The organism is Clostridia bacterium, from assembly GCA_035628995.1.
Taxonomy (GTDB): Bacteria; Bacillota; Clostridia; order Lutisporales; family Lutisporaceae; genus BRH-c25.
In genome coordinates this window covers 17,638-31,721 of record DASPIR010000025.1, presented here as the reverse complement: position 1 = coordinate 31,721, position 14,084 = coordinate 17,638, and the positions used below count along the sequence as shown (strand labels likewise).

The window sequence follows — 14,084 nt, the reverse complement described above, 5'->3', positions numbered from 1 at the left end:
AACCTTCCTCCTTAAGCTTATTCCTGAACTATAACGAGTAGGGGCATATATTCCACATTAATTTGTCATGCCCCGTAAACGAGTTTCATGAGAAGCTTCCCTTTCGTTAATATTTCAAATAAAAGCTTCTCATATAAATATGGCATTGGTTGGACAATTTTTGACACATTGGCCGCACGCCACACATTTGAAAGGCTCTATATATTCTTCTTGCATAAACATTGCCAATTCGGGACAGTAGCCCACGCACATGAAGCAGCCGACACATATGCTTTTGTTTATCCTGACAATACCGTTCTTATCCCTTGTTATAGCTTCAACAGGGCAGATATCTATGCATTCCCCGCATTGGGTGCAGGAGGTGATTGCAGCGTCCCCGTTTTCATTCTCTCCAATTCTTATACAGGACTTAAGAGAATTATCTTCCTTGAACCATGTATTGGAGCATGTGCTTTCACAAGCATGACACTGTATACAGAGCTCGGGTTTTTTACCCAAAACCTTCATAACCACATAACCTCCCAAAACAATAAGATTATTTATACCATTTATAATATTATATCAAATAAAAGGCTATATTGATAAGCCTAATAATCAGTCAATTTGTAAAAATGCTATACTACCGATGGCTCTAGCAGAAGTTCTCCACGCATGAATCTGTCCTTATCAAGCATGTGAATCGGTATAGTAGGGGTCTCTCCAAGTATGGACTCGGATATTACCACTCCTGTAACAGGGCCAAACATGAAGCCGTGACCACTGAAACCGGTAGCTAAATAGAAGCCTTCTACTTCCTTCACTGGTCCGTATATCGGCTGTCGGTCGGGGGACATACAGTACAGACCTGCCCATTGGCGTACAACATTCAGTTTTCCAAGAAGCGGCAGCAGCTCTGTGGTGGATTTGGCCATTTCCTCAAGAAAATGCCAGCTGGAATTTATCCTGCCATCCCTAGGTTCATTGGCATCGCCTCTTCCCATGATGAAGCTCCCCTCAGGGGATTGCTGAATATAGATATTCAGTGAAAAACCCATATACATAGGTCCCTGCAAAGGTGCAACAGGTTCCGTAACAAGTATCTGATGCCTTTCTGAATAAATCGGGATATCGACTCCGGCCAGTTCGCCTATTCCCTTTGAGTACCCACCGGCTGCATTTACTACAATAGGAGTGGATATGAAGCCATTATCAGTTTCAACTCCAACAACCTTTCCATTCTCTACCTTAATACCGGTAACTGTAGTATATTTCATTATTTCCACACCAAGACGCACCGCAGCATTGGCAAAGGCCTGAGTGGTATGGAAAGGATTCAAATGACCATCCTTAGGGCAGAAGGTTGCGCTTATTATCTTTGTTTCATCCATATAAGGAATAATTTCTTTTGCCTCTTTTGGAGTAAGATATTTTGTAGGGATACCAAGCCTGTTTTGAAGCTCAACATTCTTTTTGAACTGCTCATCTTCCTTTTCTGTTGCAGCTACTATAAGATAGCCGCCTTGCTTAAATCCTATATCATACTCGTATTCAAGCATTTCATTAGCTTTTTCATAATATTCGGTACTGAACTTAGCAAGACGACAGTTCATTTCAGTTCCCCACTGCATTCGGATTCCTGCTCCGCATCTGCCGGTAGAACCGCTGCACAAGAAAGATTTCTCCAGGACAACTATATCCTTTACACCTTTCTTTGCCAGATTATAAGCTATAGCGCAGCCGGATATGCCGCCACCTATTATGACAACACTTGCAGTTTTATTCATTATCTTCACCTCCAGCCAAAGCTCCTAATTTAATTGGTTTTGTTGGTGGCCTAAAGGTAGACATTTTGAGCTCAGACATTTTCTTGCCTGTTGCTGAAGCAAGCTCCTGCATTATAAGCTGTCTGCAGGTTCTGCCCTGGCATGGACCCATTCCTGCTCTGGATATTCTCTTAATTTCATCCACGCTCTGATAGCCTTTTCTTATATATTCTCTTATTTCCCCGAGAGTTATTTCTTCACATCTGCATATCATGGTGTTATCGCTGTAATAATCTTCTATGCTGAAGCATCTTACGGTCATGGAGAATTCCTTTGGTACGACCAGCGATACTACTGGTGTTCTGTCCTGAACCTTTGTATTCTGAACCTTTCCCACCTTTGCCCTGCATACAGGCTTTCCTTCCCTGTCTACTCCTGTAACAAAACTTCCTTCCTCAGGAAGCGGCAGGAATTCATAAGGAATCTTTACCAGTGCTTCCTTTTCAGAATAAGTCTCATCAATTACGAAAATAGAAAGTCCTGGGCAATTGCTTACACACATTGTGCAGCCATTGCATTTTTCGTGGTCTATATCAGGCCTATTATTAATATCTTCAAATTCCTTTATTGCTCCCCTTTTACATGCAGTTTGGCATGGATTACAGGGTATTTTCTGGAAGCATTCTATCACCGCAACTGGTCCTTTAGCCATTCTTTCCGCTGAAGGAGTAACATCAGCTAAATTCGCAGGAGTTGCTATACCGGTTATTTCCAACATATCACTTACCTCCTTATACTACCAATTGGTTAAGACCCTTGCGTGTTTTTTCACCTACAGGGCCTGATCTTAGAGAATTCAGCTGTTCTATATAATCCTTCTTTAAGGTTTCGAATTCCTTTGCAGCGTGTCCAAGATTCTTTGCTGCACAGAGACCTGCAAGCCGCCCTTCAACCATAGCGCTGCTTGCTTCCTCGACACCTGCAACGTCTCCTGCTACATATACGCCTTTAATGCTTGTCTCCAACTCTTCATTTCTGTAGGGAACATGTCCGCCAAGCTCGGGTATGAATTTCATATCACAGCCTATTTGCCATAGAAGCTCTCCTAATGGTGATAAACCTACGGAGATGCACATTACATCTGCTTCTATGTCTGTTTCTGAGCCTGGTATCGGCTGCCATTTTTCATCCAGCTTCCAGACTGTGACCTTTTCAAGTTTATCTTTTCCGTGAGCATATTTCACAGAGCAGGAAGTCATTATTGGCACACCCATTCTTCTTATTTTTGATGCATGTACCAGATATCCACCTATTCGAGGAGCTGCATCTATTATGGCTTTCACCTTAATTCCAGCCTGCATAAGCTGATAACTTACTATAAGTCCTATATTGCCTGCACCTACCATAATAACGCTGTTTCCAGGTGCAACACCATGTACATTCATCAATGTCTGAACTGCCCCTGCTCCATAGATTCCCGGCAGGTCGTTATTTGGGAAAGTGAGAAACTTTTCTGAAGCTCCTGTTGTTACAATTATTGATTCTGGTTTTATCTTAAAGTATTTTCCGTCTTTTTCAACTGAAAGTACTCCATCATCATAAAGTCCTATCACTGTAGCATCCTTCATGATTTCTACCTTGTCCTGATATTTTAAAAGCTCATTGGTTAAGATGGCTGCAATATCTATACCTCTTACAGAGGCATATTGTTTCTGAGAGCCGAAGAACATATGGGTTTGCTTTACCAACTGCCCGCCAAGCTCGCTGCTCCTGTCAATAACCATAACCTTAGCACCAGAGGCTGCTGCATTTATGGCTGCAGACAGTCCGGCAGGACCTCCGCCAACTACAACTATTTCTGTATGCTTCACTTTAGATCCCCCTTTCCTATCTGGGTTTCCACGATCATTCCTTCTTTAAGCTTCTCCACGCAGATCCTTACATTTGGCTCACCATCTACTACCATAAGGCAGGAAGAGCAGTTTCCTATAGCACAATAAAAACCTCTGGGTCTTCCCAGTTTGTGACTGTGCCCTAAAACTCTGATTCCCGCAGCATGTAAAGCAGCTGCAATGGGCTCATTTTCATAGCCCTCATACTCTTTTCCGTCAAATGAGAACTTCACTTTCTTACCTTTGTTAAATGAAATAATAGGGTGCTGGTCAATCCTCACAGGAGTTCCCCCTTTCAATAATTACAATAATATATTTATATAGCAATTTGCGTGCCAAAGGCTTAAGAACATCAAATTAAGCCAAAAACAGGCATTATAAAGCGATTTGCAATTTTGGGTGTCTATATATTGACACTTATACTAATTTTCAATACAAAAAACGTCAATATATTGACACTGATGTCGAAATATTGACGTTTCAATAATGACTTTTTCATTTTTCCAGATTATACTTGTTAAGTTTGAAATAGAATGTACTTCTGGGAATATTCAATAGCTTCGCTGCATGGGATTTATTGTTTTTTGCAATTCTCATTACAGTGATTATTGCTTCCCTTTCTGCATTGTCCAATATGGTATTCAGATCATATAAACTCTCCTGCTTAGGGACGGAGCGTAATTTTTTATTCTTGCTCAGATTCTGAGGAAGAAATGAGATATCAATAACTTCGGTGTCTTTGTTTCTTGCCAGTACCACGATTCGCTCTATGACATTTTTCAGCTCTCTTATATTTCCTTCCCAATTATGGTTGATGAATATATCCATAACCTCAGGGGTGATCCCAAGAATATTAATTCCGTATTCCATGCAGTAATCCTCAACAAATCGGTTTACCAGCAAAGGGATGTCATCCTTCCTTTCTCTTAAAGGCGGAAGGTTAAGAACAACGGAGTTCAGTCTGTAATAAAGGTCCTTCCTGAACAAGCCGGCTTCTACCATTTCCGACAAATCCTTGTTAGTAGCAGCAATTACTCTTATATTAGCCTTTATGGTTTTTTCGCTGCCTATCCTGGTCATCTCTCCATTTTCCAGTACTCTCAGTATCTTGGGCTGCATGCTTAAAGGCATATCTCCAATTTCATCGAGAAAAAGCGTACCATTATGTGCCAGTTCTATTTTTCCTATCTTGCCGCTTTTCAAAGCCCCGGTGAACGCTCCTGCTGAATAGCCGAAAAGCTCACTTTCAATCAACTCATTAGGTATAGCACTGCAGTTAATAGGTACAAAATAACCATTCCGCCCGCTTTCCATGTGTATAGCACGGGCGAAAAGCTCCTTGCCTGTACCGCTCTCACTGGTTATAAGCACATTTATATTCGATTTCGATATATCTCTGGCTAGTCTGATGCTATCTCTGAAGGTTTTGTTGTTGCCTAATATCTGAGAAAAGGAGTATAGGTTTTTATTGATTATTGATATTTCATGCTCAAGTACGTTAAGGTTAGACTGAGCCTTTACAAGCAGCTCAGAGGTTTTTATGAATTCTGTAGCATCGCGGTCTAAGCTTATTCCACCCACAAGGCGGCCGTTTATATATAGCGGCGAAGCGCTAATGACATTGTAGCAGCCTTCTTTGGGACTGTTGTAGATATTGTCATAAGCCTTCCTTTCTCTTATGATTCTAGGAAGCAATGAGTTTGGGAAGAACTCCTTTATATGCTTGCCCATTATTTTATCACTATCAATCTGGTAAAGCTTTTCTGCTGCCAGATTCCAGTAACGGGTTATGCAGTTTTCGTCTACTACACAGATGGCATCGTTTATGCTGTCAAGGATTACCTTTAAGAGTTCTCCATTTTCCTCACCGAACATATCAATGCCTTTTGTTTCATTGTAACCTGACACGCGAACACTTCCTTGCGAAGAAATTTAACCTTCAATATATACTTATAAATTCGATATTATTCGCGAGTATCCTTCTTATTTTGCTTAATTGGTTGACAAAACGCTAACTTTTAGTTGTTAAATATGAAGAAATTTTCCAAAGCCCGCCAAGGTATATTGACACTCATATGGGTATAATATATAATGATTTTAACTTAAGACCGCAAGGTGATGAAGAGGAATAGTAGATAAGAAGATGCTGAAAGAGAGGAAAGCTCAGCGGCTGGAAGGCTTTCCGGGCTCATTTTTATTGAACCCGACCTCAGAGCTATGGATGAACTCCGATCGTATACCTGCGTTAAAGGTTTAAGAGGAATGTACGTATTGATTACGTGCGTTCAAATAGGGTGGTACCGCGAGTATACCTTCGTCCCTTACAAGACGAAGGTTTTTTTATTTTTAGGAAAGTACTACGATTCAATAATATATTCAGATAAGGAGAGATTAATATGGCTGATAAGAAGCAGCAGGAATTTGTAAAAGAGATAACCCCTATGGAAGTGGATTTTTCCCAGTGGTACACCGATGTCATTCTAAAGACTGATATGGTTGATTATGCTCCGGTCAAGGGCTGCATGGTAATAAAGCCTTATGGCTATGGTGTATGGGAAGGGATTCAAAGAGTGTCCGACAAAAGATTTAAGGCTACGGGGCATAAGAATGCATATTTCCCGCTTTTGATACCTGAAAGCTATTTGAAGAAGGAAGCAGATCATTTTGAAGGTTTTGCCCCAGAGGTGCTGTGGGTAACTCACGGGGGAAACGAGGAGCTTGCTGAAAGACTATTCATAAGGCCGACTTCAGAGACAATAATCTGCGATATGTATTCCAAGTGGGTGCAGTCCTACAGAGATCTTCCACTCCTGATAAACCAGTGGTGCAACGTAGTACGTTGGGAAAAGACAACGAGACCGTTCCTTAGGACGGCTGAGTTCTTGTGGCAGGAAGGGCATACCGTTCATGTAGATTATGAGGATGCTCAGAAGGAAACAATGCAGATGCTTGAAATATACAGGCAGGTTGCTGAAGATGAGCTGGCAATGCCGGTGATACTCGGACAGAAGAGTGAGAAGGAAAAATTCGCGGGAGCGTTAGATACTTATACAATGGAAGCGATGATGCACGACGGAAAGGCTTTGCAGGCGGGTACATCACACAACCTGGGACAGCATTTCTCCAAGATGTTTGACATAAAATTCCTGGACAGGGATGGAGTACAAAAACATGCTTGGACCACTTCCTGGGGAACTTCCACAAGGCTTATCGGCGGAATAATAATGGTGCATGGAGACAACAGAGGACTTGTAATGCCTCCAAGAGTGGCTCCGGTTCAGGTTGTTATTATCCCTATTGCCTTCCACAAGGAGGGAGTTCTTGACAAGGCCAGAGCAGTAAAAGAGGAGCTGGATAAGAGCTTCAGAATTGAAATGGATGACAGAGACACTTACAGCCCAGGTTGGAAGTTCAACGAATGGGAGATGAAGGGCGTTCCGATAAGAATGGAAATCGGACCAAAGGATATTGAAAATAACCAGGTTACAATAGCCAGAAGGGATACCCTTGAGAAGTTTGCTGTACCGATGGATAATCTTACAGAGACTATCACCAAGCTTCTGGATGATATTCATACTACATTGTTCAACAAAGCCCTCAAGAATAGGGAGGAAAAGACCTATACCACTACGGATTACGAGGAGTTCAAAAAGATAATGCAGGAGACACCGGGTTTTGTGAAGACAATGTGGTGCGGCAGCAGAGATTGTGAGGATAAGCTAAAGGCAGATACTAATGCAACAATCAGGTGCATGCCTTTCCATCAGGAGCATGTAGGGGATAAATGCCTCGTTTGCGGTGGCAAGGCCGAAAAAATGGTTTATGTAGCAAAAGCATATTAAATAATAAAGCTGACTATACTTGCGCAAGTATAGTCAGCTTTATTATTAAGGGATTAGTTCTTATTCCAACTTAAGCCTAAACTTCTGCCAGGGTTCTATATGGTCAAGCAAGTATATTTCCTTCTCGGATATCCTGCCTACAACGTTTGTTCTTCCGCTGTTCTCCATATCCTTAAGAGCAATCTGCAATTCCCCGGCGTATCTTTCGTACAGGCTGCTGTCTATCATAATATCTCCGCGCCTTATGGCTGGAGCATTAAAGAGCTTAAAGCTATGCATGCTATATTTTACACGGCTTTGAGTAGATCTGATCATATATTCAGATACATCTCCCCTGTTAAAGTGAAGCTCATCGAGGACTATTTTTTTCTCGATTTCAGGTAGGCCTTCAATCAATTGTACGTCCAGGGTCAGAAGTTCTTTATCGAGGTGGTGTAAGGCGATAAGCTCACTTTCTGACGCGAAGGCGTTTGCAATGATAACATCATCAATAAGATCGGTATTGAAGAGGTCCTTTGCCTGTACTGCAACAGGCAGGTTTCTGTGCTCCTCCAACGTGCAAAGTCCCTCACTCACCGGCCATGGTCCAAAACCGGCTTCCTTTGAGGAGATAAAAGCAGCCGTCCTAATCCCGTTTTGTTTAAACTGTTTGGAACACTTTTCGAAATGCTTCCTGGAGAGCCCTGTATATTTGTGAGGATAAAAGTTATGGCAGCCTATAAGATTTTCCACATTTGGTTTATGAGAAAAAATATTATCTAAATATCTGGTTCCACTGCTCATATTGATTTCAACCTTGAGCCCATAAGGATTAAAGGTCATGATGCTTTCCTCAAGCCCGCTGAAGCCCAGATCAAGTCTGATTCCGGACAGCCCCAGTTCAAAGAAAAACCTCAAATCCTGGTAGCTTATGCCAAAGATATCAAATATAGAGGGACTGACATCAGCAATAACTTGCATTCCTAATCCCTTAGCGTGACTGGTAATATCACTGAATTTTGATTTAACCATGTCAATATCATCATCAGAAGATATAAGACAGGTAAATATCCTTGTAAAGCCATATTGAGAAGCAAGTGAAATGTATGCTTTGTTTTCTTCCTGGCTAGCTCTGTCAGGGTAGATTGAAATTCCTAATTGTTTCATTCCGGTTCCCCCAATATACTTAAGAATATTACTGCAGGGCTAACCCCTATTTGCATTCATTATTTTATACAGTTCAATGAATTCTCCTGCCAGATCCCTTACAGTCATTGCACCCATAAGATGATCCTGAGCATGTACAAGCAGCAGGGACACCTTTGTTTCCTGGCCTTGTGCTTCTGCTTGAATGAGCTTTGTCTGCTCTGAATGTACCAACAGCAATTTCTTATTGGCTTCATCCAGACATGCATTGGCTTTATCAAACTCTCCATTTCTTGCATGTCCGATCGCTTCCATACTTGAGCTTCTTGCATCGCCACTGTGTGCAATGATTGTAAATACCATAGTTTCCAAATCCATAAAAAACACTCCTTGTCGTATTACTGTTGGATAGTGATAAAGTATATTTTGGATAAATGTGACGAGGTAAGGAAATACACGCCCTTACCTCCCACATATTAAATCATGCTCAGTGCCAGAAGCACTTGAATATCAAGCGCTCTGATTTATTGACTTATTACTTTTCTCGTTGTGGCTTGTATTAGGTTCGCTTGCCATATTGTCAGCCAGCTTTACAAAAGGCAGGTATATGAGTACTGCAATTGCAAAGTTTACTACTGACAGCAAGCCTCCCCTGATACTGCCACCTGTAGCCAGGAACCCGCTTATTCCAACCGGGGTAATCCATGGTATCTGCACAAATGTCTTTGGCACCAGTCCCCAATCGGTTGCGATATAAGCAATGAAGGTCAGTACGCCCGGTATAAGTATAAACGGTATCAGAAGCATAGGGTTGAGAATGAGTGGCAAGCCAAACATCATGGGTTCGTTGATATTAAATATCCCTGCAGGTCCTGACAGCTTGGCAACCTGTTTGTACTCATCCCTTTTCTTGGTGGCTATATATATGGCAACAATAAGGGCTAAAGTTGCACCACAGCCTCCAATGTGAACAAAGGAATCATAGAATGACTTTGTTACGATGTTAGTAGCGGCGACACCCTGCTGTACAGCACTTGCGTTTGCTTCAAGAGCGGGCAGGTATAGTGAGTTCACTATTGGATCGAAAATGTTGCCGCCATGCAGCCCAAAGAACCAGAATACATTCATAAGTATTGCAAGAGTAATGGCTGAGCCTAATCCTTGGCTAAAACCCTGAAGAGGCTCCTGAATGAGTTTATAGATGATATCATAAAGGCTGTTTGCCCCAACGGTTGTGATTATATGCCCAACTATTGCGAAAAGGTATAATGCCACCATACCTGGTATAACTGCGGCAAAGGCTCTGCCAACCGCTGGCGGTACATTTTCAGGCATGTTGATTGTAAGTTTCCTTTTCATGAGTTTAACAAATATCTCAGTTGCTATGAGTGCAACTATAATACCTGTAAATAAGCCCGAAGCGTTCAAGTATCCCCAGTGAATATATCCCCAGCCTGCATTACCGTGGGCTTGAGGTGTAACAGTGATGAAAGAGGCAACGGAGATCAAACCGGCAGCCAAAGCATCTACACCATAGCTCTTAGCTAGGTTATAACCTATCGAGAATACTACTACCAAGGTCATAATGGCAAAGGTACCCCACCATACATTGCCGTTAATACCTGTCAAAATACCTAGTGCAGGCACCCATTTGAACAGTGTGTTGTTCAACAATACGGCCACTGAACCTGCAAGTATCAGCGGCATGATGCTTACAAAGCCGTCACGTACAGCTACAAGGTGTCTTTGTGAACCGATCCTCCCAGCTACTGGAACAAAATACTTTTCCATGAATTCCAGAAACTTTTTCATATTAATCCCCCTTTTTATTATTTGTAAGACTATACTGCTACTTAGTGGCAGCAGTAAGCTCCAACGCCTGTTTAACTACAGCGTCTCCCTTCATCAGCCCATAGTTCATACCGTCAATGACTGCTAAAGGAATTCCCTTGGGTTCAAGCTCCTGCTTCATTTTGTTAAATAGAAATCTTACCTGTGGAGCCAGAAGTACTACATCAGCATGATCGATACTTTCCTTTACCTCAACCTCCGGTACTGCAAAAATCTCAATGTCAATACCATCTTTTGCTGCAGCGTTTTTCATCTTGGTCACCAACAGGCTGGTAGACATGCCTGCGGAACATACCAGCATAACCCTCAACACAATCTTCACCCTCCTCTACTAATTCCTTGTACCACTAACTATTACTGCGCACTGGATGTTTACCTATTTGCCAAGATATTTTTGTCAGGCATTTGCTAAACGGAAGTCAAACAAATCCTTTATAGTATTGAATGCATCGGTTTCATCAGGACCTTCGATGACAATCTCTAACTCGTCTCCATTTGAGGCGCCTATGCTTAATATGCTCATGATGCTTTTGCAATTTGCTGTCCTATCATTTTTCTTAATAAGAATATCTGAAGAAAAGTTCATTGCAGTACTTACCAGCATACTTGCTGGCCTTGCATGCAGTCCGCATTCGCTATTTACAATAACAGTTGATTTTTTCATGACCGCTTGATGCACCTCCCTTTACTTCTTGTCATTTTTATATATTTGCAAATTTGCTGCCAAACCACGCGAAAGATTAAGAAAATTTGCATATTATTTTATGCCTGCAAATATGCTGCAATTCCAGCCTTTTATAAAAGTGTGATTTTTGAAAATTCGGATTTTTTAGATAAAAAAAGTGTGTAAAACAAGTTACACACTTTTTACACACTTTCTCGGTTTACACACTTATTGCTTCAAGTTCATTATTTGATAAAAACATTTTACATATATAGGCCGATTCATTTTCACCTACCTTAATGCCGAAGTGCTTATCCAGAGGTATCAGGCAGCGGCTGACTTTCATAAGCTCAAGGCCATATAGTTCTTTGAAGCTGTCCAAGTCATTGAATATAGTCTCCCGCCCGCCCTGCTTAAGCTTGTCCAAGAGGAAGCTCATATGAAGGATAATTCCTATCTTCACTTCACTTTTTACCCGCACTTTCAGGCTTTGTTCAATGTTGTCAATAATGTACCTTGCATTATCTACCGCGGCTTCACAGTCTACGGCTGATAAATGCTCCTTCAGGGATTTCTTTACTCCAAGGTAGGTGTTCTCCTCCCTGACTATACTGTCAAGCCGCCCTATTCCTTCATAGGTAAGAATCTCTATTGCAGGAATCACAGGAATATCCTCCAGGGTTACATCAACTGTACTTACAACTGCCAGAACCTTGTACCTTTCTCTATAGCGCTCTATCTTGCTTAAGAACTCATTTTTATTAATAATCTCTAAAGGGATCACTTCAGTTTCATACCGCTGTTCCAGCTTATGCTCAATAATTTCCTTAAGCTTCAGGGATGCACCTTCTCCTGTAAAGCAAGCTGTGATTATTATACTTTTTTTCACAGAGCCGCCCTTTGCATTTTCCAATGCATTCAATTGATAAGCTTCTTTAATACTGTCATAAATATAGTAAAGGTCTCTACCTAGTACAGCCTTTCTGCAGGCATCCATGACAAGGGGTGTGCTTACCATATCAATCGTCTTCACCAATGAACCGGTTTCTTCGCTTATCATATCACCGAAATTTACAAGAGAACCCATATCAACCATCAGAAGTACGCCTTTTCCATTATCCAGTTCCAGCACAGTATTTTTTGCGGTGATATACATTGTCTGGGGGCTCATGGCAAGGGGCATGTCCAAGGCTGCAGTATGAGTTGTCCCGACCAGAGAATTGCATACCTCAACCATACTGCTTGCAGTTGAATTACCATGCATGATTACCAGTATTCCTACTTTGTCCTTTTCTTCTGAGATTGATTCTAAAGGGTTTGAAGCTAAGAACATTGTCAAGTATCCTATTTCATCAAGGGGCGTATGTATTCCCAATCTATTATCCATAAGCTTTGCAGCTTCCATGGCAACTAAAAACTCATCAGGATATTCTACACGAATCGAATTGAGCTTTGGATGATATATACTGATTCCTTTTCTTGCCCTTTCTATAAAGCTGTTAACATGTAAAAGCAAGCCGAAATGAATTTTTTCATCATATTCCCGCATGAGTTTTTCCCGTGCCAGTTCGATTATTTCCATAACTAAATCCATTACTTCAGCGGCCACAATTTTAGAAATCTCATTTCTTCTCAACTTTTCAGGGAGTTCTCCTATATATTTTTTAAAATGACTTTCAATGTCCATATTTACAATATGATTGATTTCTTCTTCCTTCATTCCTGATTCCTTAAGAAGCTGAAGTTTTTTCTCGATAATATCGTAAAAATCCTCACTGTCCTGATGAGGGTATTCTGGACTCTGTTCTTGTTCCTCTTTATAGCTGTATCTCAGGATATCCCCTTTGCTCTTAAGGAGGTAATCAACCTCGTTTCTATTGTTCTGGAGGTTCAGCATACCCTTTTTAACGTGCTGCGGAAGATCTGCTTGCGCAACCAGCATATAGTCTTCATTCTTTGATTTGTAATTAACAAATGCTCTGGCACAAGCCAACTGTATGTCACTTTTCAATTGACCGATATTGTTTGGACAATCGTATAGTAAAAAGGATGTTATGGAGCTTTTGTCAATATATATGCCTTTACCGATTCTCTTTGATTCCTGTCTTAGAAAGCTTTCAACAAGATAGAAACGTTCATTGAGCCCTCTGTCTTTTAGGGACGGTAGATTTATAATCATAGGAATTCTTCTTGCAAAGGTATTTAATAGGAAGGACTGAGGTTCTTCTGTAGTGGCGGCAATTATCTGCACATCTGCATATACTTTTTTCTCCGTCTCTCCCAAAGGTTCGAAGAAGCCCTTATCAATAAAGGTAAAAAGCATTTCCTGCCCCTGGGGTGATAGTCTGTGCACTTCATCCAGCAGGAACATTCCTCCGTCCGCCTTTTTCAAGAGTCCTTCCCGATCTTTATCGGCGCCGGTATAGGCGCCTTTTTTAACTCCAAAGATTTGAGATATAAGAAGCTGAGGGTTATCTGCATAATCCGCACAGTTAAAACGAATGAAAGGTGCATTGGAAGCTATTACCCCTGATTCTACAGCAAATTGGTACATAAGCTCGGCAAACATGGATTTTCCTACACCGGTTCCTCCCAGAATCAAGGTGTGCAGTCCATTAGGAGGATACAAAATAGCTGCTTTTGCCTGCTGTACTGGCACCTGAAGACTCTGATGGATTCCTGCGATCTTATCCAGGCTATTTTCACCAACTCGCATGTTTGGGGTTATATCAGCTGTTTTACACTTTACTGAGCAATACAGAACAGGTCTGCCGTTAATTCTCAAAATCTTCTTTTCACTATAAAGCTGGTTCAAATATCGACTGATATTTGTCCTGTCGATATTCATCCTTTTACTTATCTCAGAGGCAGAAACCCCTTTTTCTGTTTTAACCTCCAGTTCATGCAAAGCTTGAAGTACTTCTTCGATTTTCTTCACACTGATCACCCCCAAAGCAAAATAGGTCAT

At 41.3% G+C, this 14,084-nt stretch carries 13 protein-coding genes and 1 other annotated feature; of the genes, 1 reads left to right on the top strand and 12 read right to left on the bottom strand.

The features are described from left to right. Positions 1–129: 129 nt before the first annotated feature. From VEB00_11150 to VEB00_11125, 6 genes are all read right to left on the bottom strand, one after another. Complete coding sequence (locus VEB00_11150; GenBank protein ID HYF83568.1) at positions 130–507, bottom strand: 4Fe-4S binding protein; 378 nt, start codon at positions 505–507, stop codon at positions 130–132. 107 nt (positions 508–614) lie between these two features. After that, positions 615–1,763, bottom strand: coding sequence for an FAD-binding oxidoreductase (locus VEB00_11145; protein HYF83567.1), 1,149 nt, complete (start codon positions 1,761–1,763; stop codon positions 615–617). After that, on the bottom strand, positions 1,756–2,520 hold the full coding sequence (locus VEB00_11140) for a (2Fe-2S)-binding protein (protein HYF83566.1): 765 nt from the start codon (positions 2,518–2,520) through the stop codon (positions 1,756–1,758). The genes VEB00_11145 and VEB00_11140 overlap by 8 nt, the downstream gene beginning before the upstream one ends. A gap of 13 nt (positions 2,521–2,533) precedes the next feature. Beyond that, the gene (locus tag VEB00_11135) at positions 2,534–3,613 is read right to left on the bottom strand and encodes an FAD-dependent oxidoreductase (GenBank protein ID HYF83565.1); all 1,080 of its coding nucleotides are present in this window, start codon (positions 3,611–3,613) and stop codon (positions 2,534–2,536) included. Then, positions 3,610–3,915 (bottom strand): (2Fe-2S)-binding protein, encoded by a 306-nt coding sequence (locus VEB00_11130; GenBank protein HYF83564.1) that lies wholly within the window; start codon positions 3,913–3,915, stop codon positions 3,610–3,612. The genes VEB00_11135 and VEB00_11130 overlap by 4 nt, the downstream gene beginning before the upstream one ends. A 214-nt stretch (positions 3,916–4,129) precedes the next feature. Next, the gene (locus VEB00_11125) at positions 4,130–5,542 is read right to left on the bottom strand and encodes a sigma 54-interacting transcriptional regulator (protein ID HYF83563.1); all 1,413 of its coding nucleotides are present in this window, start codon (positions 5,540–5,542) and stop codon (positions 4,130–4,132) included. A 201-nt stretch (positions 5,543–5,743) separates the two neighbouring features. After that, positions 5,744–5,959, top strand: a binding site (T-box leader). 71 nt (positions 5,960–6,030) lie between these two features. Here VEB00_11125 and proS point away from each other — a divergent pair. Next, on the top strand, positions 6,031–7,476 hold the full coding sequence (proS, locus tag VEB00_11120) for a proline--tRNA ligase (GenBank protein ID HYF83562.1): 1,446 nt from the start codon (positions 6,031–6,033) through the stop codon (positions 7,474–7,476). Positions 7,477–7,536: 60 nt separating this feature from the next. On the opposite strand, the gene VEB00_11115 is transcribed toward proS, so the two are convergent. From VEB00_11115 to VEB00_11090, 6 genes are all read right to left on the bottom strand, one after another. Then, positions 7,537–8,622 carry a MupG family TIM beta-alpha barrel fold protein gene (locus VEB00_11115; GenBank protein ID HYF83561.1) on the bottom strand — a complete coding sequence of 362 codons (1,086 nt, stop codon included), beginning with the start codon at positions 8,620–8,622 and terminating at the stop codon, positions 7,537–7,539. A 39-nt stretch (positions 8,623–8,661) separates the two neighbouring features. Beyond that, on the bottom strand, positions 8,662–8,979 hold the full coding sequence (locus VEB00_11110; GenBank protein ID HYF83560.1) for a PTS lactose/cellobiose transporter subunit IIA: 318 nt from the start codon (positions 8,977–8,979) through the stop codon (positions 8,662–8,664). A 132-nt stretch (positions 8,980–9,111) separates the two neighbouring features. Further along, entirely contained in the window at positions 9,112–10,413 is a 1,302-nt protein-coding gene (locus VEB00_11105) for a PTS sugar transporter subunit IIC (protein ID HYF83559.1), read from the bottom strand. A gap of 37 nt (positions 10,414–10,450) precedes the next feature. Beyond that, entirely contained in the window at positions 10,451–10,765 is a 315-nt protein-coding gene (locus tag VEB00_11100) for a PTS sugar transporter subunit IIB (protein HYF83558.1), read from the bottom strand. Positions 10,766–10,849: 84 nt separating this feature from the next. Continuing rightward, entirely contained in the window at positions 10,850–11,116 is a 267-nt protein-coding gene (locus VEB00_11095; GenBank protein ID HYF83557.1) for an HPr family phosphocarrier protein, read from the bottom strand. Positions 11,117–11,336: 220 nt separating this feature from the next. Next, positions 11,337–14,054 (bottom strand): sigma 54-interacting transcriptional regulator, encoded by a 2,718-nt coding sequence (locus VEB00_11090; GenBank protein ID HYF83556.1) that lies wholly within the window; start codon positions 14,052–14,054, stop codon positions 11,337–11,339. Positions 14,055–14,084: the final 30 nt, after the last annotated feature.

Coding starts and splice junctions, on each gene's coding strand:
- VEB00_11095 (HYF83557.1), bottom strand. CDS start 11,116: ATGAAAAAATCAACTGTTATTGTAAATAGCGAATGCGGACTGCATGCA.
- VEB00_11140 (HYF83566.1), bottom strand. CDS start 2,520: ATGTTGGAAATAACCGGTATAGCAACTCCTGCGAATTTAGCTGATGTT.
- VEB00_11150 (HYF83568.1), bottom strand. CDS start 507: ATGAAGGTTTTGGGTAAAAAACCCGAGCTCTGTATACAGTGTCATGCT.
- VEB00_11105 (HYF83559.1), bottom strand. CDS start 10,413: ATGAAAAAGTTTCTGGAATTCATGGAAAAGTATTTTGTTCCAGTAGCT.
- proS (HYF83562.1), top strand. CDS start 6,031: ATGGCTGATAAGAAGCAGCAGGAATTTGTAAAAGAGATAACCCCTATG.
- VEB00_11110 (HYF83560.1), bottom strand. CDS start 8,979: ATGGATTTGGAAACTATGGTATTTACAATCATTGCACACAGTGGCGAT.
- VEB00_11115 (HYF83561.1), bottom strand. CDS start 8,622: ATGAAACAATTAGGAATTTCAATCTACCCTGACAGAGCTAGCCAGGAA.
- VEB00_11145 (HYF83567.1), bottom strand. CDS start 1,763: ATGAATAAAACTGCAAGTGTTGTCATAATAGGTGGCGGCATATCCGGC.